16 protein-coding genes and 1 pseudogene are annotated in these 17,710 nt (G+C 60.7%); 6 read left to right on the top strand and 11 right to left on the bottom strand.

Annotated features, from left to right (window positions below):
* The first annotated feature begins 457 nt into the window (after nucleotides 1-457).
* Nucleotides 458-1,381, top strand: a complete 924-nt coding sequence (locus OIM94_RS15530; protein ID WP_264607590.1) for a dimethylarginine dimethylaminohydrolase family protein — start codon at nucleotides 458-460, stop codon at nucleotides 1,379-1,381.
* 91 nt (nucleotides 1,382-1,472) lie between these two features.
* On the opposite strand, the gene OIM94_RS15525 is transcribed toward OIM94_RS15530, so the two are convergent.
* Nucleotides 1,473-2,195 carry a hypothetical protein gene (locus tag OIM94_RS15525; protein ID WP_264607589.1) on the bottom strand — a complete coding sequence of 241 codons (723 nt, stop codon included), beginning with the start codon at nucleotides 2,193-2,195 and terminating at the stop codon, nucleotides 1,473-1,475.
* Nucleotides 2,192-4,624 (bottom strand): SAM-dependent methyltransferase, encoded by a 2,433-nt coding sequence (locus OIM94_RS15520; RefSeq protein WP_264607588.1) that lies wholly within the window; start codon nucleotides 4,622-4,624, stop codon nucleotides 2,192-2,194. Before OIM94_RS15520 ends, OIM94_RS15525 begins: the two co-directional genes overlap by 4 nt.
* Nucleotides 4,625-4,933: 309 nt before the next feature.
* Between OIM94_RS15520 and OIM94_RS15515 the strand changes: the two genes are divergently transcribed.
* Together OIM94_RS15515 and OIM94_RS15510 are read left to right on the top strand one after the other, a co-directional pair.
* Nucleotides 4,934-5,608, top strand: a complete 675-nt coding sequence (locus OIM94_RS15515; protein ID WP_264607587.1) for a sigma-70 family RNA polymerase sigma factor — start codon at nucleotides 4,934-4,936, stop codon at nucleotides 5,606-5,608.
* A gap of 125 nt (nucleotides 5,609-5,733) precedes the next feature.
* Complete coding sequence (locus OIM94_RS15510; RefSeq protein WP_157084726.1) at nucleotides 5,734-5,934, top strand: hypothetical protein; 201 nt, start codon at nucleotides 5,734-5,736, stop codon at nucleotides 5,932-5,934.
* 55 nt (nucleotides 5,935-5,989) lie between these two features.
* On the opposite strand, the gene OIM94_RS15505 is transcribed toward OIM94_RS15510, so the two are convergent.
* The 3 genes from OIM94_RS15505 to OIM94_RS15495 all read right to left on the bottom strand — a co-directional run bounded on the left by OIM94_RS15505 (nucleotide 5,990) and on the right by OIM94_RS15495 (nucleotide 8,092).
* The gene (locus tag OIM94_RS15505; RefSeq protein WP_413716363.1) at nucleotides 5,990-6,535 is read right to left on the bottom strand and encodes a MucR family transcriptional regulator; all 546 of its coding nucleotides are present in this window, start codon (nucleotides 6,533-6,535) and stop codon (nucleotides 5,990-5,992) included.
* A gap of 221 nt (nucleotides 6,536-6,756) precedes the next feature.
* On the bottom strand, nucleotides 6,757-7,308 hold the full coding sequence (locus OIM94_RS15500; protein WP_264607586.1) for a hemerythrin domain-containing protein: 552 nt from the start codon (nucleotides 7,306-7,308) through the stop codon (nucleotides 6,757-6,759).
* 202 nt (nucleotides 7,309-7,510) lie between these two features.
* Complete coding sequence (locus OIM94_RS15495; protein WP_264607585.1) at nucleotides 7,511-8,092, bottom strand: PRC-barrel domain-containing protein; 582 nt, start codon at nucleotides 8,090-8,092, stop codon at nucleotides 7,511-7,513.
* Nucleotides 8,093-8,489: 397 nt separating this feature from the next.
* On the opposite strand from OIM94_RS15495, the gene OIM94_RS15490 reads away from it, so the two are divergent.
* Both OIM94_RS15490 and OIM94_RS15485 read left to right on the top strand, forming a co-directional pair.
* The gene (locus OIM94_RS15490) at nucleotides 8,490-10,265 is read left to right on the top strand and encodes a hypothetical protein (RefSeq protein WP_264607584.1); all 1,776 of its coding nucleotides are present in this window, start codon (nucleotides 8,490-8,492) and stop codon (nucleotides 10,263-10,265) included.
* 37 nt (nucleotides 10,266-10,302) lie between these two features.
* A complete protein-coding gene (locus OIM94_RS15485; RefSeq protein ID WP_264607583.1) occupies nucleotides 10,303-10,764 on the top strand; it encodes a hypothetical protein in 462 nt (153 codons plus the stop codon).
* Nucleotides 10,765-11,312: 548 nt separating this feature from the next.
* Here OIM94_RS15485 and OIM94_RS15480 read toward each other — a convergent pair.
* The 4 genes and pseudogenes from OIM94_RS15480 to OIM94_RS15465 all read right to left on the bottom strand — a co-directional run.
* Entirely contained in the window at nucleotides 11,313-12,047 is a 735-nt protein-coding gene (locus OIM94_RS15480; protein WP_264607582.1) for a Crp/Fnr family transcriptional regulator, read from the bottom strand.
* Nucleotides 12,048-12,183: 136 nt separating this feature from the next.
* A complete protein-coding gene (locus tag OIM94_RS15475) occupies nucleotides 12,184-13,767 on the bottom strand; it encodes a response regulator (RefSeq protein WP_264607581.1) in 1,584 nt (527 codons plus the stop codon).
* Between the two features lie 355 nt (nucleotides 13,768-14,122).
* On the bottom strand, nucleotides 14,123-14,644 hold the full coding sequence (locus OIM94_RS15470) for an inorganic diphosphatase (RefSeq protein ID WP_264607580.1): 522 nt from the start codon (nucleotides 14,642-14,644) through the stop codon (nucleotides 14,123-14,125).
* A 156-nt stretch (nucleotides 14,645-14,800) separates the two neighbouring features.
* Nucleotides 14,801-15,418 (bottom strand): annotated as a pseudogene (locus tag OIM94_RS15465) (response regulator); the annotation flags it as partial.
* Between OIM94_RS15465 and OIM94_RS20205 the strand changes: the two are divergent.
* On the top strand, nucleotides 15,405-15,788 hold the full coding sequence (locus tag OIM94_RS20205) for a VOC family protein (RefSeq protein ID WP_413716362.1): 384 nt from the start codon (nucleotides 15,405-15,407) through the stop codon (nucleotides 15,786-15,788). The pseudogene OIM94_RS15465 and the gene OIM94_RS20205 overlap by 14 nt on opposite strands.
* A 177-nt stretch (nucleotides 15,789-15,965) precedes the next feature.
* Here OIM94_RS20205 and OIM94_RS15460 read toward each other — a convergent pair whose 3' ends face one another.
* Nucleotides 15,966-16,580 (bottom strand): GyrI-like domain-containing protein, encoded by a 615-nt coding sequence (locus OIM94_RS15460; protein ID WP_264607579.1) that lies wholly within the window; start codon nucleotides 16,578-16,580, stop codon nucleotides 15,966-15,968.
* 196 nt (nucleotides 16,581-16,776) lie between these two features.
* Nucleotides 16,777-17,109, bottom strand: a complete 333-nt coding sequence (locus OIM94_RS15455) for an ArsR/SmtB family transcription factor (protein ID WP_264607578.1) — start codon at nucleotides 17,107-17,109, stop codon at nucleotides 16,777-16,779.
* Nucleotides 17,110-17,710 lie beyond the last annotated feature (601 nt).

The following is a 17,710-nucleotide window of genomic DNA, read 5'->3' as shown; positions in this document are numbered from 1 at the left end:
CCAGCGCCATGTGAATCACTGGAGTGCCAATCCTACCGCTAGGCCGACGGGAGCGTGCGGACTGAGCTGAAGCTCGCGGGATCAGGTGAATCGCGCACCTACGAAGCGTCAGCGCTTGTTGCCCAAGGGAGCCACAAACGCGCTTCCGCGTTTCAGCCGCACAAGGAACGCAGTTAGGAACGAAGATCGATGCAACAGCCCGGCCTTCACGGTCGACACCGTGACAAGAATGGAGAAATCAGCCGCAAGCACGGCAACACCTTGGTGAGCTCGCTTCGGAAGATTTACGGAGCGTCCTTCGCTCCCTCAGCGGCACCCCACGACAAGCTGTCTGATGTCTTGGCCGATCTCGACGAGACTTCCCTTAGCCAGCTTGTGCATGATCACGAGCGCGGCCACCTCGAGCGCAAGATTAGCGAAAGGCACTCCGCCTAGTTCGCGACATCGAGGAAGAGTGATGAAGGCCAACTTCGATCATCTTGACGGCCCGAGCATCAGTTTGCGGCAGCCCGATCCGGTTCGTAGCTTCGTTCAAGCCGAGACCGATCGCCTGACCGAAGTGATTCTATGTCCACCCCACTATCTTGCACCCGTGCCATGTTGCGCAGTTACGCGCTCAAGCCTGGAGGGCGGCTTTACATCCTGCAGGTCCACGGCGCTTGAACAACACGCAGCGCTTACAGGGCTTCTTCGACGGCACGGCGTACGCTGTCACGTGCTCGAGCCCTCGCCCGGCATGGCAGACATGTGCTTCACCAGGGACATTGGCGTATCGACGCCATTCGGCCATGTGGTCCTCAACCCAGCGATGCCTCATCGACGCGGCGAGGTGGTTGCTCACATCGCGGCGCTAAATGCGGCTCGCATTCCATTCAGGCAGATCGTTCGGGGTACGATCGAGGGCGGTGACATCTGTGTCGCGCGGGAAGGGCTCCTGTTGGTCGGCATATCCGGTGAGCGGAGTTCAGCGGCGGGTGTTGAGGAGTTTGCGACGCCGTTCAGGGACGCAGGGTGGCAGGTGATCATCTGCCCTTTCCACTTCGACCATCTCCATCTCGATACGATCTTCTGCATGGTAGGGGAGCAGGAAGCCATCGGTTGCATCGACCTCCTCGACCCGGCGTTTGTGAATGCGGTGCGCTCGTGCGGAATCACGATCTTGCCGGCGCCAGCCACGGAGGCAGGTAGACTGGGCTGCAACATCCTATCACTGGGCGCGCGTCGCGTGATAGCCAGTTCTGAGATCGTCGCTACGATCCTGCGAGCGTCGCGCTACCTTGTCGACCTCGTGAATATCTCCCAGTTCGCCGCGTGCGGTGGCGGCGTTCACTGCCTGACCCAGCCCCTCCAAAGGTTGCCTGGTCGTTCTTCCGGCCGCTGATCCTGAGCAGGTAGACCGCTGACACAGCGTGCAGTGACATGCAGGCTGCGATGGTGCGGATGGGAGGAGCGCGGCACGTCAAGATATCCCATCACTCTCCAAAAGCTTCCTCAAGCTGGAAGCGAACGTAGCGGCACGAAGAAGCCATCCAGGATATCAGTTCATCCATGTTCTGAGGGCCGGACACGTGCGGGAGTGGCCGCTCCTTGCCCCACGGGGCCGTCATCCATCTGGCGTTTGCTGCCAAGTGGAGCTTCGATGACCATGACAGGTCGGGCACGTCCGTCGCAGGAATGATGGTGTCTCTTGCCCGAGGCTCTGAGTGGATGAACTTGTCCGTTCGTACCTCGGCGAAGTTTGCGAGATCCATCTGCCAATGCGGGTGTGCGATGTCGTTGTCGTAGTTCGAATTCAGGTCCAGCGCCTCCCACTCCAGCCGCATGACCTGCTTGGCAGGAGTTGATTGTGAGCGTGGCAGCCGCTCGAGGAACAGGATCAGTTGGCATCCGAGGAATCGGCTTCGGCTTGCAGTTTCGCGCGCCCAGGTGACTGAAAGACCGAGCAGGGCCCGCCAACCCCGGCCTGAGACGATCTCGAGTACGGGCAGCTCGGCGCCTCGGTCGTCGAGCGCGAGTTCTCCGTGCCGGTCGCACACGAATTGATAGGTCTTCTCACGGCCATTTGGAACGCTGACGCACTCGAACTTCACATAGTCTCGTCGGGAGAGCTCCAGCGCGCCGTGTATCTCTGATCTCAGTCGATCCCGCATCGCTTCCAGGTCTTTTGGCGTAGCGGTGAGCGTGCGCAACATCATGCTTCGATGATGAAGCCGTAGCATGCGGCTGCAAATGCGTTTCGTCGATCAAGCTCGGGGAACTGCCCGCGCCAGCCCAGAATTTCATCCAGCAGATGCGGCTTCTGAACGATGACGTCAGGTATCAGTGGAAGCGGCACGTGATTGACGTGCTTCTGCTGCAACGTGATCTGCCCCCCTCCGGCGTTTGTTGAGTACTCTCTAGCCACCCTGAAGAAGACGTCCGAGCTCATGAGCACAGTATATAGACCTAGCACTTCCACCAGCTCGCCGGCGTCAGGTGCGGCCTTGATCGCGCGCTTCAAGACAGTTGTCGGAAACCATGCGAACCCCTGGACGACCGCAAAGGCGCCATCCCTGTCGACAGCGAAGCCGTCGTTTTTGATCCACTGCCGGCTTACGATCCGCGGTTCGGTGCTAGTACGCCATTTGTTGCGAGGTTCTGATTGCCTCCACCAACGCTCGCCAGCGCGAGCGCGGCTTCCCAAAGCAGACTTTGCGGGGAGCAGATGGCGCTCGTAGTAGCACGGGGCTGCCCTTTTCAGCTCAGCCTCGGTCATGATGTCCTCGCCAACCGAGAACAGATACTCGGTCGGGTTTACCGCGCCGCCAGCAATCGACCGCTTCTCGGCGATCGGACGGAACGCGTGACGCTCCGCTGCGGGCAGATCATCGAGTTCAGCCGATGTGAGGATGAATGCCTTGCGTTCACCTGCGCGAACGCCGGTGTGCACCGTGAACAGATCGCTCACGCGCGTCCGCAGAGCCCCAAGCGCCTCGCGCTCCTCTGCTTTGAGAAGCCCGGGAGCTGGTAGCCAGTTAGGCTTGAGAAGCATGTCCTGAAGCGGGGTTGCATAGAGATTCCACGACAGTTCGCCACGCGACGCAGGCGCTGCGCTCACAAGCTCGCCTGCCATTCGCTCGCGCCTGAGCGTGCGCAACGCAGTTGATGCCGCGCCCTGGATTTCAGACGCCCACATCATCTGCACATCGTTGTCGTGCGCCACGGTCCCCGCGGCACCCTTCACCAGTGACAGAGCGCAGGCATTGACGGTCGCGAAGCGAAACAGGCTGTGATCGCCAAAGGTGCCGATCATCCTCGGCGTCGCCAGTCTCGCGAGGCTCTCGCGCCATGCGCGGCCGCTTTCGCTGGCGAGCACGCCTCCAGGAAGAAGCGCCGATATGATCGCGCCCTCTTCCGCCGACCGCACGGCGCGCTGGATGAACGCCATGCTCTTGTCGGGGCGCCCACGGTAGTCGGCACCAAGACTCGCGCGAACTGCCCTTTGTTCGGCCTTGCTCATGTCAGGCCAGGATCGAAAGGGCGGGTTCATCAGGATCACCTGAGCGGACGCGACCTCCTGCTCGTCGTCGAGGAAGTCCCTCTGTTCGAAAACGGCCTGTACCTCGAAATCGACCCCGTCGCGCTTTGCGCAGGCGATCGCAAAACGTGCTGTCGCAATCGCTGTCGGCGAGATGTCGTAACCAACCACGCGAACCTTGCTCTTCCATCCGCTGCGCTGAAGGGCCGCGATCGCTTCAACGAGGAACGACCCGGAGCCGCAGGTAGGATCCATGATGGTCAAGTACCCGTCCGCGCCGATCTTACATCCTTGCAGTGACTGTTCGGCCAGAATCCGCGCAAGTCCGACGGGCGTATAGGCGATTTCCTTGAGGCTGTGAGGGCGGACGCGCACGCCAGTCGCAGACATTCCCCAGAGCTCACCTTGCGCCGGCTGTACGGGCGGGGCAAGGTGCGCCGCCTGGAACAGCTCCGCTCCAGCGTGTCGCACCGTAAGGTCGATGCGTAGCTCTCGCCCACTACGGCTGTCCTGCAGCAGCGTTGCGAAGAACTTCCTCGCAAGATCGACGGAGAGGGTCGCTTCCTCGATGCCATCGGGGTCAAGTCCGAAGGTCTCAGCATTCTCCGCCAGCTGTCCAATCAGGTCCGGCATGTCGTCCGCTGGCACGGCTGGATTTGCCAGTCGAAGAGCAAGAAGCGCAAGGAAAGCGTTGAGCTGAGCTGTGTCAGATCCTGTCACGCGGGCGCGCAGCCCCTGGAAGCTGCCGATGACATGATCGACCACGTCCGCGGACGGTGAGCCCTTGCGCTCCAGGAAGGCAAGAAATCCCTCAAGATCGTCCTCGACAGCCCGGCGGCGGATGCGATCCGGCGAGCTTCCACTGGAGGATGTAACCGTCACATTATCCGCATCGACTAAAACATGATGCCGCATCATCGCGGACCAGGACCAGCTGCGCCCAATGTCTGAGTTGCGTACATCGTCAACGGATGATGCCACGGCATCCGAGAGAACGAAGCTGCCCGCGACCCCATCAAGCATTGCCACATGCTCGCGTCCCGCATGCGGGCCAAAAAGTGGAGTCGCGGCCAAACCGAGGCGCCGCGACCAATGCTCGAAAATCACGCTCTGCCTCCGCTTACCCTTGACTCATTCTAAAGTGTTTTACCAGCGACCACAAGCGCCGAGTCGGCTTGAGAACATAAACGGAACACACGAGGTGCGCTAGTGAGTTGGCATCAAGCGCCACCTTAGCTCACTGCCGTCGCTAGATGCTCGCTGGCCAGCGGCGCGGGCACGCCTGGCTAAACTAATTTCGTCTTTATGTGCGGCCGGTCGTCGAGAAAGGGATGAGAGATTGGCCGTCGAAGAATGCCGAAGTCTGGCGCAATCGGGAGGAACAGTTGCCCATACGAAACGTTTGGTCAACGGATCATGATGATGGATTGGGGCACCATGCAAGAGACCGTTGCAGACCATGCGAGCATCACTACGCTTTCAGATGAACAGTTCAGGGGTCAACTACAGGCTGCCATTCCCGATCTCCGCGCATTTGCGCGGGGCCTAAGTGGCGACCGAGATGTGGCCGACGACCTTGTTCAGGAGACGATGCTCAAGGCTTGGGTCGCGCGCGGCCGGTTTCAAGCGGGGACAAACTTCAAGGCCTGGACATTCACGATCCTGCGGAACTACTATTTTACGCAGGTTCGCCGCAGGCGATTCGTGGGTGAGTGGAACGATCTCGTTGCGGATCGCGTGCTGGCTGCGCCTGCTGAACAGGACAGCACCGTAGAGCTTCGTGACGTTATGCGAGCGCTTCAGCAGATCCCCCCAGATCAACGCGAAGCTCTCATATTGATCGCGGCTGCAGGCATGTCGTATGAAGAGGCGGCTGAAGTCACCGGCGTGATGTTGGGCACGGTGAAGAGCCGCGTGTCGCGGGCTCGCTCCGCACTGGAGAGGCTCCTGGAAGATGGCATCCTCAAAGGCAAACGGTGTGACGATGATATCAGCGAGGCTGCGTTGAGCAACGTTCTCACAAAGTTGACTGTCATTCAGGGGCGCTATGCGCATCAGGCAGAAGCAGCATCTCTCCCGATTGCGGCCTGACTTGAGCGAACGATCTCAGGGAATTTTCGGTTCTGGTCTGGGACGCGCGTCTAAACATTGCTTGGCGATGTTTGTGTCCCACAACATCCTCGGCCTTCTCTGACTTCATGCGAAGGGGGTATGCGTTGACCCGAGAAGATCAAATCAAGACGTATCTCATCGCTCATGAACTAATCGAGCAGTACGGTGACGAGGTAACGATCGTCATCGACGCGCAGATCAACAATCAGCAAGCGCTGGGAGACGTCGAGCGCGTGGACGCATGGCTCCACATCAAGGAGGCCGCGGTGGAGACGCTTGAGGCGTCTGCAAGGCGCCTGCACTGAGTCAAAGCGCGTCGGCAATCGCGCACCGGACGCCCCCGCCCGGTGCGCGAGAACGTCAGCCCTCCGAAGTCTCGGCGTTGCGAGCCTTGCGTACGCCCGGCTTGGCAGCAGCAGGGGCGGACGACTTGCTCTTCCGCCCCTTGGCACCAAGCCCGATCTTGTGAGCCATCGCCCGGCGAGCTTCGGAATAGCTCGGCGCTACCATGGGGTAATCAGCCCGCAGGTTGTAACGCTCGCGATATTCTTCAGGAGTGAGGCCATGCGTCGAGAGATGCCGGCGCAACGTTCGGTAGGGCTTGCCGTCGATCATGGAGATGATGTGATCTTTCGACGCGAGAGACTTGCGGACCGAGACCGCGGGTGTGAACTCGGCAGTAGCTACGCTCTCCTCCCGTTCCGGCTCAGCCTGTCGCGAACCAGACGAAAGCTCGGTTATCGTGCGGTGCATCGTGCGCAGGAATTCAGGAACCTCGTCCGCATTGATGCGGTTGTTGTGATTGGTCAGCCAAGCTACCGTGAGCTCAGTCGCAAGTTCAACGGGGCTTGATGCATTCTCTTCCGGCAACGGGCTACCCTTCCCTTTTAGGATTTCGGAAGCCAAAACCTGACCTCCGCTGGCCTTGTTAGCGGCCAGGCGACCATCGTCAACTATGTAGCGGCCGCCAATACACAATGTCCGAAATCAGGCAGCGGAGGACTTGGTGTATTCTTCATTCGCGAAGCTGGCAGCGCACTAACGAGGCGCAACCATCCGAAATAGACGTGCCTGCAACTGCGAGGCACGTTGGAAAAGACTTCGGAGCCGCTGCCGCTCTCCGCGCTTCAGCGGGAGAAGAGCGGCGCGTCGGCGCCCATGTAGCGGGCATATTCCTCCGCATACCGTTCCGTGATGCGTTGCTGGTCGGCAGCCGGTGCGGATCTGGCCAGCTTGACGTACCAGGTGCCTTCTTCCGAATACACGTGGTGCAGGACAGCGCCGCGGATGTGCTCGAGCTTGTCGTGATAGTCTTCGCTCGCGGGATCAAGGCGCTCGAGCAACCCCATTTCCATCTTGGCGGCCGATTGCTCCTGGTAGGCCAGTTCTGCATGACCGACCTGGTGATCCGCGGCCAGAGCTGGATACACTGCAGCTTCCTCAGCGACGGCATGCGCCGTCAGAAGAACCCCCAGCTGCTTCTGCTCACGAGGACGGTCTGCTGGCGCGGCCGCTCTCAGCCGCTCGAACTGCGCTTCGATGCCGCGATGATGCTCGAGGATCTGAGATAGCCAGTCACCTGAACGTGCCACGGCCTTCGCTTCCTGCGTAGCTCTGAGACGTGCATCCTCAGTCTCGGGCGGGGTGATGGCTGCGATTACGGAATCGACGATCGACATGTTCAAGTCTCCGCTTTGGATCGCTTGCACAAACAAGAGGCTGTGCCCCCCGTTCCTCCTGCGAATGGAAATCAGGTCCTTGCGGCGAACCAAGAGTCCAAGACTGACCACTCCGTCAGGCCCCTCCCCTTTCCGGTAATTGGACCGATGGCTTCGCCAGAAGCCTCTGCGGCGCAGATATCCTCGGGTCGCAAGCTCTGCACTATGCGATTCGTGGGAGACGCGAGGGCCACCGGTCCGCCGGCACCTCCGGCATTCGGTCGAATGCGTCCCTAGTTAGATTCGTCTGCACTCTTCCCGGTTCGACCGTGAAGTTCCTGGGATCCAGAGCATAGAGCGTTTCTCCCAGCCCCCCTAAGCCACCGCAGGACACGACCAGATAGACCAGACTGTTATCCTCGCTGCTCAGCATGGCGTCGACGACGGTGCCGATCGCCTGTCCCGACACTTCGTGAACCGAGGCGTTCAGGAGCGAGCCGGCGGCTACGAGGGTAGGTCCTGCCTTATGCTTGGACACTCGTGTAGCCCGCATGCTTCCGTCGGCGAACTTGGCCTGCCGCCCCAGCCATCGGTAGATTCCAAGGGCGTTGACGGCGGTCAGGAAGACGTTGGAGACGAGAAGTCCTGTCTGACCGCTGGAGGCGCCCAAGATCGACCAGCAGACCGATCCTATCGTGAAGATCACGAACCCCCAGCCCGTCACGCGGACGCTGATGTTCGCAGCGGTCATCATGGCCGCGATCATCGTCGCGGCCGGAGCTATGAAGCCAATGATGCTGTTCATGCCTCAACCTGTCAGAAGTTCGCGCTGGAACGAGAGGAGGAGGACGGTCGTTCCGCGCAGCCCAACTGCTCCTGCAGCCAACGGCTGGCATGCTCCGGTTTGAAGCAGCTTTGTTGCGCCCTTGACGTCCCGCACGCATTCGGCATGCTCGCCCTTCTTGTCGAGGGCGCGATCGCGATCTTGGTCTGCGGTCACCCAGCACGTCGGGTAGATACACGCCATGGTTGAGGAAGAGGGTCCCAACGCGAATCCGTTTGGACTGGTCGATCATAGCGCCTTCGCAGCCTTCGGCGCCGAACTTGTCTACGGCACACGTCCAGATGGATCGCTCGTGCACGTGTCGAGCGTTCCGCGAGGGCTCGCCTGTCAATGTTCCTGCCCTGCTTGCGGAGGCACGTTGATCGCACGCCGGGGCGACCGCAACATCCCTCATTTCGGTCATCACGCCAAAGGTGGAGGTTGCGGGTACGGTCCTGAGACCAATGCACACAGCTGGGCGAAGGAGGTGCTTGAAAAGGAGCTGCGCCTTCTTCTGCCACCCGTTGCCGCCAAGGTCGGCAGACGGCGACTGCAGACCTACGACGAGGTTGTGTTTTCCTTCAGCCGCGCAGAACTCGAGAAGTTCATGGGCGACATCGTACCCGACGTGGTGCTTACCGCGCCCGATGGTCGCAAGCTTCTCGTCGAGGTCCTGGTCACGCATGCGTGCGGGCCTGAGAAGATCGAGAGGCTCCAGAAGCGTGGGGTCGCGGCCCTACAGATCGACATGTCGGCTTGGCGAAAGAGCAGCGATCGGCGAGCGATCGAGCATGCCCTGATCCGGGGCGCCCCTCGCGAGTGGCTGTTCAACCCGAAGGTCGAAGAGGCGAAGGAGCGTCTCCAGCATCAGATCAACCGAGAGGCCGCCGCGGAAGAAGCGAAGAGGCGCAAGGCGGCAGAGCAGCGCGATGCGGCAGTCCGAGCACGGGAAGCGCGTGCGCGGCGTGAACTTGATGCAGAGACACGCAAGTTAGAAGTGGCTCTGCAACGTGCGCGTCACAGTAGCACGGACGCAGGCTCCGAGGAGTTGCAGGCCGTAGAAGCCGACGCGCAGCTCGCACCACTCCTTTCGCCTAGCGCCTTCACGGACGGTTTCATCGTCCCCAGCGTAAGATGGCAGGCAGCGTTGCTCATCCGACGAGTCCTCGTCCAGATTGGCGACGACTTCCATCTTCCCAACTTCGACCTCGATGCAGCAGTACGATCGATTTCCGACTGCATCGGCGAGCCGTTTGAAAAGGCGGTGCCGGAGCACGTGGCGCGCGCGCTGCGCAACACTGGACTAGTAGGGAAGCTCCCGCGGGACGCCGTCGAAGACTACCTGCAGTACCTATGCGACCAATACATCCTGCAACGGGATGGTGGCGGCGGCTTCGAGATCGCCGACGACCGCGCGGAAAGCCTCGCGAAGCAGCAGGAGCAGTGGCTCGTCAGCAAGCGTCGCAGGAAAACGGTTGACGAGTCACTGGATACTATTTTGAGCCTGATCCCAGCGGATGAGCGGGGTGCCTTCGATCGAGCCCAGTGGGAGACGCGGAACATACCGGATCTGAAGGAACCGCTTCATGCATTTCTGGAAGCGCCACAAGCCCGGTGGCAGGAACTGCGAGACGCGCTTCAGGCAATCGAACGGATGATGCAGGATGGCGCTCCCGCGAGGACACTGCTCGGCCTGCCGGTGGAGGGCGCGCTTCGCCGGGCAAGGGACCGGGAACGAAGCCGGGCGCAGGGTGAAGCAGATGCTCGAGAGCGTACGCTGAGCATCGCGGCGCTCGATGCCTTGGAAGAGGCCGCCCGGGATTGGCTCTACACACCCCCGGATGCTGATGCCCCCATCGTTCTCGCTCGAAACTCGCAGGCCGGTCTTGAGGCAGCCCTCCATAGCCTTGAGGCTGAGGCGAGGAGGCGCAAAGTCGAAGGTGCAGCTGCTCTCCTTGCAGCCCAATGTCGCAGAGAGTTGAAGGTGGCAGCGGAGAAGGGCCTGGGCGCAACGAAGTCGCGCTTCTTTCTCCATAACTACGATGCCAACCTGAGAGCTCGTCCATGGGATGTTGCCGTCAGCAAGGCTGGTCTGACCAGCGCCCTCGGTGAACTAGGAGCGTGGATCAAGCGAGAAATGCGTTCAAAGCGTTAGATCTGTACTTCCTGACCGCTCGAGGTGGTCGCCGGCCGTGATCGCTTCCATTATCCGGATGCACTACTCCCAATCGCCATGCTCTCAGGAGGCGGTGCGGATCCGACAAGCACGATTTCTGGAAGGTTCGATGCCCAGATTTTTCATTCCCCTGGTCGATGCTGCTCACCAAGAGGAGGCATACCACGGCATGGCAACCTTTGTCGGCGGCACTCCCCTGCCGACGAAAGAACGGATCTACTCGATCACGTTCAGGCATGATGGGGAAGTTTGGACCGCGACCGTCGGCGAGAGGATGCAGGGGAATGCCGCAGCTACGTCCGCGGGCGGCAGAGAGCGTGGCGAGCAGGACCCGGTCCGGTGGTCCACAGACACAGTAATCGCGATCTACGCAGGAAGCACGGTCCCGTATCTGATCGCGCACGATGGAGCCGGTCGCAACCGCTGGAACATGCCTGTCTGGGTGCGAGACGTGCTCAACGTGACGACGTTCGATTGAACATCGGACCCGTCTATCGCCACGGAGCTGCCGACACGCAGGTAGGTGGTACGTCGGCGGTCGTCGCTTGCCTGTCAACACCCGCACAGGAGATGGACCAGTGACTTGGCCATGGGCGCAAGCCCAATCTCGACTAGTTATCCCGAGCGGCAGGTCGGCCTGCCGCCGGCTGTCATCGATCCCTACGCAGGCCAGAAGCTAGAAGAGCCCGCACGCGGGGCGTACGGGCTCTTCATGCCGTCGCGCGCAGCCAGGACGGCAAGCTGCGGCGCCAGTGCGACCCGGCCATCCTCAGGGGACGTGCTTCCGGTCGCACTTCCTGCCGTGGCCTGAACGGCTCCGCAACTAGGTACAAAAACTATATGCTGGCTTCCTCAATGCGTGAGGGAAACACCTGTCGAGCGTTCTCGGCTACTGTCAGCTGCCAACTTCCGACCGCCGCATGTCGGCGATCAGGATCTACAGTCACCCACAAGCCTCTCGATTTCCCGAGAGCTAACGGATGGAACATGCTGCCGAACGCTGCTCGAGAGGTGTCCTCACCGAGGTCATGCCTGCCCCGTGAATGGTGTACCGCCACTTGCACGGCTGCTTCGGCTGCCAAGCTCCTCGCAAGCCACTTGCGAAGAGGCTCCTTCATGAGCGAAGCGGACATATCCCGATCGCCAGGTAAGCACCCCCACTTCCCTTAGAAGCTTAAGGGTTCGATTCACATGCACCGGCGTGAGGCCGAGAACGTCTGCGAGGATGTCCTGCGTGATCGGAAGCTGAAACGCCTGAGGCTGAGCCATTCCTGAGAGCAAGAGCCGATCACGCATTTCCCACATCCAGTCCTCCACACGCTCAAACGCGTTCATGCGCCCAAGGCGCGCCACTTGCCGATGCAGATAGGCCTGTTCGACATCTGCTGCCGCTGCATACGCTCTGGCGAGGGATTGCCCCTCGGGAGCCGGGCACAGCGTGGCTTGCCCTACGGAAGTGAGATCCGTCGTGATCACAGGCTTAAGCGCCATACCGGGAGAGATCACATCGCCCGGCACATAGAAGCCGATGATTTGCCGTCGGCCATCCTGGTGGGACGTCGATCGCGCAAGCCACCCATCGACTACCAGCAGCCGGCTTCGACCGGATGGGCCGCTCAGCTTCAGTGGCTTCTCTTCAGAGATGACAAAGGACGATTGCGCCGCTTCCTGCAGCTTGACGCGGTCCGAGCGAGACAGTTCAGTCAACGCGGCAAGCCGCATGACCAGCCGCTCTTCGAAGGTAGGATATGACAGCTGCATGTGCTCTGAACCAACTCAGATCAGGTTGGTTCAGCACCCAAAGCATGCGCAAACGTTCTTCAAAGCGCTAACGGTTGTATGGAGTACCGAGGCTTCCCCATCTGGGTGGGACGAGGGTCGCATAGCCTCCCGATGTTCATGTGGAACTATCCAGTAGCTTTCGGACATGTCGTGCAAGCCTGTCTCTCGTGAACGGCTTCGTCAGCAGATCGATGCGATCGTCGCCTCCGTGACTTCGCTCACCGAACTGATCCGCGGAATAGCCGCTCATGAACAGGAACCGCATCTCCGGGCGCTGCCTTCGCACGACGTCAGCAAGTTCGCTGCCACTCATTCCGGGCATGACGATGTCGCTCAACACGAGATCGACCGTTACACTCCCGGAGAGCAGCTCGAGCGCCTGCGTTCCGTCGCTCGCTTCAAGAACCCGATAACCAAGTTCCTGAAGCGTCTCGGAAGTCGCCTTGCGAACCCTGTCCTCGTCCTCGACGACGAGTATCGTCTCGCCGCCGACTGCGCGGGGAGCCGTCGTCCTGGCCGTTACCATTCTTTGGACTGCCGCGAGTGGGGCTTCGCAGCGGGGAAGATAAAGGGCGATAGTCGTTCCGCTGCCAAGGCTTGAGCGAATTTTTACGCCGCCGCCAGATTGCCTCATGAAGCCATAGAGCTGGCTAAGCCCGAGCCCCGTACCTCTACCCGGTTCCTTCGTTGTGAAGAACGGTTCGAACGCTCGCGCCTGCACCTCCTCGGACATGCCGGTCCCAGTGTCGGTCACCTCGATGACAATATGATCGTGGCCGACGAGATCTGGAGGGCCATCGGTCACATGTGATCCCGACACGTTGCGGGTTCGGATGTGGAGGGATCCGCCATCCGGCATCGCGTCTCGTGCATTTACCGCCAAGTTCACGAGAGCGCCTTCCAGTTGCCCAGGGTCCACGTTCACATGCCACAAGTCGGGATCAAGCTCGCACTCGATCGAGACACGCTCGCCAAGGGTTCGGATGAGCAGTTCCTCGATGCCCTTTATAAGTTCGTTGATCTGCGTGACCACAGGGTCGAGGGGCTGAAGGCGCGCAAATGCAAGCAGTCGGCGAGTCAGCGTCGCGCTCCGTCGCGCTCCGTCCATGGCTCCATCTATGTGACGTATTACGTCGACGTCGCCGCGATTGAGTTTTGCCTCTGCCAGTTCCAGATTTCCGATGATTACCGCGAGCATGTTGTTGAAGTCGTGCGCAACGCCGCCCGTGAGCCGCCCGATCGCGTCTAGCCGGTCAGCCTGTGCGGCGCGTGCCTCGGCTTCGCGCCGCGCATCGGCTTCGGCGAGCCGCGCCTGATTGGCTTCGGACAGCTGGTGCGTACGCTCGGCGACACGCTGCTCGAGTTGAACGTTCGATCGCGCTCGCTCCTCCTCGATGAACACCGCGCGAGCATATGCCCTGTTCATTCCGCTGACGACGAGCACGATCAGAACGGCGTTGGTGAGGAACACCCCGATGGCAATGAGGCCATGGGGCGAGGTCACCCCCGATTTCTCAAACGGAACCACGAGGAAGAACCAAGCCAAGGCCGCAGAGGCAGCGGCGCAGGCCAATCCGGCCCGCGCGCCGGCGACGTAGCCCGCAGCGAGTACCGCGGGCGTAAACGTGATGAAGGGGAAGCCGAGAAATGTGGGACCAAGGGCGAGGCGAACAAGAAGGCCTACCAGAGCCAGAGCCATCGCCACTGCGTAACCAGCGACAGGCCTCCCGCGGATCCAGATCGAACATCGATAGATCGCCGACTGCTGCATCCAGCGCGGTCTCCGAGTGCCGCACGCCGAGATAAGCCGGTATGTGCTGTTGCAGGAGTACTAGCCGTCAGTCGTACATCAGGCGACTGAGATAACCTCTCACCTCGATCAATAGTTGCAAGCCTGTGACACAGGAGCTTGTCATTATAGACGATGACGCATATTACTGCATCTTCAAAGGGTTCATCACCAAACTTCAGGAACCAACCCCCGCAGCTTGAGACCGGAATCCTAACCAGCTGCGGGAACCGACCCGATGGCCTCTATCGTTCGATTCGAATCATCAGCGCTGAGCTTCGCGGATCAGTTCGGCCGCTCTATGCGCGTCTCCGATCGCGACAACCTTGAACTCACGTCCGCGAAGCTGGTTGTACGTCTGGAAGAACAAAGCAAGGTCGTCGGTGAACGCCGAGCCCAGGATCTGCAAACTTTCGACATCGCGATACGTGTGGGATTTCGCGACCTTGCCGATCAGCCGGTCATTGCGGCACGTCTTCCCCTCCTCGGTCTGTTCGGCTTCGATCACCCCCAGCAGGCGAACCGTCACCATGCAGCCGACAGGCAGATCTTCGTCGGCGAGGACGAGAATGTCGACGGGATCCCCGTCCTCCGCCTTCGTCCCGGGTATGAACCCGATGGCTAGGGGAAAGGCCATCCCGGCCGGCAGAACGCCGGCAAGCTCGAAGAGACCGCTCTCCGGATCGTAGTCGAACTTCGAGCGATGTCCTCGCGGGGTCTCGATGATCGCGCGACAGGTATGCGCTTCGGCATCGAGACGGTGCGGCAGCTTGAGGAGGTCGGTCATGCAGGCAGATCGTCCAAATACGCGTCGCGCGGCAGCCGCCGTGCGGCGCCTGGCTTCGGCGGAAACTGCGACGGGATGCACCTGTTCGCAGGTAGCTGTACTACGACTTGCAGGGGCGCCATACCTGCCGCGCGTGCGCTGCCTTGACCATGCTGATCAGTTTGCCTCGATGATGCTGCGGATGCGCGTGGCAAGCGCATCGATCGCAAAGGGCTTTGTCATCATCGACATGCCGGGATCGAGAAAGCCGTTGGCGATGGTGGCGTTTTCGGCATAGCCGGTCATGAACAGGATCTTGAGCTCTGGACGCCGCTCGCGCGCCGCGTCGGCGAGCTGGCGCCCGTTCAGGCCAGGCAGGCCGATGTCGGTGACGAGCAGGTCGATCCGCCGTCTTGACTGCAGTACCTTCAGGCCGGAAGGACCGTCCACGGCTTCGATTGCGCGGTACCCCAGCTCCTCCAGAACATCGACGACCAGCGAGCGGACCGCGGTTTCATCTTCGACGACCAGAACGACCTCCCCTCGCTCCGCGCGAAGCTCGTCGCCCGGTTCTACGCTGTGGCCCTCCTCCCCCTCGCCATAATGCCGCGGCAGGTAGAGCTTGAACGTCGTCCTCTTTTCCACCTCCGAGTAGATCTTGGCATAGCCTTCTGACTGGCGCGCGAAGCCATAGATCATTGAAAGGGCCAAGCCGGTACCCTGGCCAATCGGCTTGGTGGTGAAGAAGGGCTCGAAGGCCTTGCTGATCGTGTCCGCCGACATGCCGACGCCGGTGAGCGAACCCCGCTTCGCCATCTTGAAGCGGCCAGGACTCGATGTCGTCATCGAAACTGCGCGGGCCGGTTCGCCAACAATACGAACGGTTGGGGCGGTGAAGCCAGGCCGGCCGTTCTCGCACAACGTAGCGGACGATCCGAACCGCGTGATTTGGCCCGTCTCATTCCATATAGGGTTAGAGCTCGGCGACGTGGCAGACGTTCGAGCTATGCATCATCGGCTGAAGCGTGACGGGTTCGTGGCGGAGACGGATGTGTTCCACCATGAGCGAGGATCTCGATTCTTTCTGCGCGCACCTGGCGGCGTCATGATCGAGTTCAACACCCGAGCCGACGCTGACGCGAAGTTCCGTGGTACATTTAGTTGATGCTGCCTGCTAAGATAAGCGGTTGCAATCCAGACGCAGGATAACTGCGCCGGCGTAAGCAGCCGCTGATTGATCGACACTTCGCCTCTGAGCTGGTGATAGCAGTCGACGATCCGGAATACCGACAGGGGTCATGCGCAGGCTGTACGCGGTGGCCAGAAGGGCCTGGCTCGCTACTTAAGGCCGCTCTCGAACAGGTTGACGGATGATCGTTTTCAGCTTCGCCGGCGAAGTCTTTCTTGGGTCCCCCAAATAGACCTCGTGATGCCGTCCGTTGAAGTTGTAGCCGCGCTCTCGCATGATGTGGTCGTGCAATTTCGCCAGGAGCGGCCCTTCTTCGTCATAGGACCCGACATGGAGCGCCTGCAGGCAGAGCCCCTCCTCCAAGGTCTCCAGTCTCAGCGTTTCCGTCAGATGCCGCAGTCTGCTGGCGCTCTTGACTTTCCCTGCCGTGAAGTGATCCTCACCGACGAAGTCGGGGACCATGATCATCATCGTCCAGTCCCAATCATCCTTCTCCCGACGCGTGAAGCTCTCCGGGTCCGAGGCTGACCAAAGCCCTTCGAGCGGCGCGACAACGAAATCCTGCCCCTCCTGCTTGCACATGAACTTGATGGCGTAGGCGGTTGCGTAGAGACTCTCCACCGCCTCTTTGTAAGCTGCGACGGAGTTTGGGTCGCCGTGCCCGTCCGCCATCAGGTAGCGTACCGCGGGCGCTTGCATGAGCTCGAAGCTGTTCAACGGCGCACTGAACAGCGCTTTACGTTCCCTCTTGAGGTCGAGTTTGCTCATCGGCAGGTCCCAGATTGATGCTAACGTCGTCGATCACGCTACCGGATCATGCAGGCCGGATCTGACGTGCGAAAAGAGCTTCGATGAAGCCTTACCACCAAGGCGCCCCCCCCTGCCAGCTCATCGTACGAGCCAGAAGATGAAAAGCGCGCAGCTATCTCTCGATCGGCGCAAGAGAGATCAAACGGAATAAGGCCTAGGCTGCCCTTGGCTGCGCCAAGGTGTCCGCGTTCCTCGCATTATGCAGAAGAATCTCCAGAATGGATGATACGAAGCGCCTCGCCTCCTCGCTCGTCAGCGAGTAGAATACCTTCTGTCCGCACCGTCGCGACGATACGAGGCCCTCCCCTTTCAGGATCGCGAGCTGCTGGGAAACAGCTGTTGCGCTCGCACCGACGGCCTCGGCCAGTGCCGTGACTGACTTCTCGCCGTCTAGAAGCTCCCAGATCAACATGCTGCGCGTCCGCCCCGCCAGAACCTTGAGGAATGCAGAAGCCCGGGTCGTGAAGTCGAGTAGATCATCCTTCATAGGCGAACACTATAAACACCTCTTGGAACATGCAAGGCTTTGCGATTGTGGTCATCCATATGCCTGTCCCCAGTCTCCGCGAGCATGAAGGTCACGGCGACCGTCGCGGCGTGGCGCGCCATCATGGAAAAGGGCTCCGGCTTCCGCTCGAGCTCAATAGATCGAGGTTAGGAATTTGGACTGCAACGATCGTCGGATCGTCACGTTCTACGCATTCGAAAAAGGATAGCGGCATGAGCGAGAGCCCGACCTATTGTCTCGAGCGAGCCCGCGAGCACCGCGAAGCTGCGGACGCAACCCAGCTCGAGAACGTGCGGCGAAAGCATAGTCTGAGCGCGGAGATGTGGGAACGAATGGCGGCAAGGAACTCCGTCCTCAGCCGCCACCTCGATGCAGTAGCGAAGTAACAGCTGCAGCGCCCAGCCGCCGGATAGCCTGTTCCTCGCTTCGATCTTCTGCAACGCGAGCAGTGCGATCGGCGCTGCGCAAGGAGCCCGGTGGCGAGCATCTCTGCGCCGCGAAGAACCAGCGCATGGCAGATTTCCTAGAACTCAACCTCGACGATTTGCTTTGCCGCTTCGCTAAGATTTTAGCTGGGTGC

Origin of the sequence: Sphingomonas sp. R1 (assembly GCF_025960285.1) — a bacterium.
Classification (GTDB): Bacteria; Pseudomonadota; Alphaproteobacteria; order Sphingomonadales; family Sphingomonadaceae; genus Sphingomonas.
Note: the sequence above shows the minus strand (reverse complement) of the source record. Positions and strands in the feature narration are given on the sequence as shown.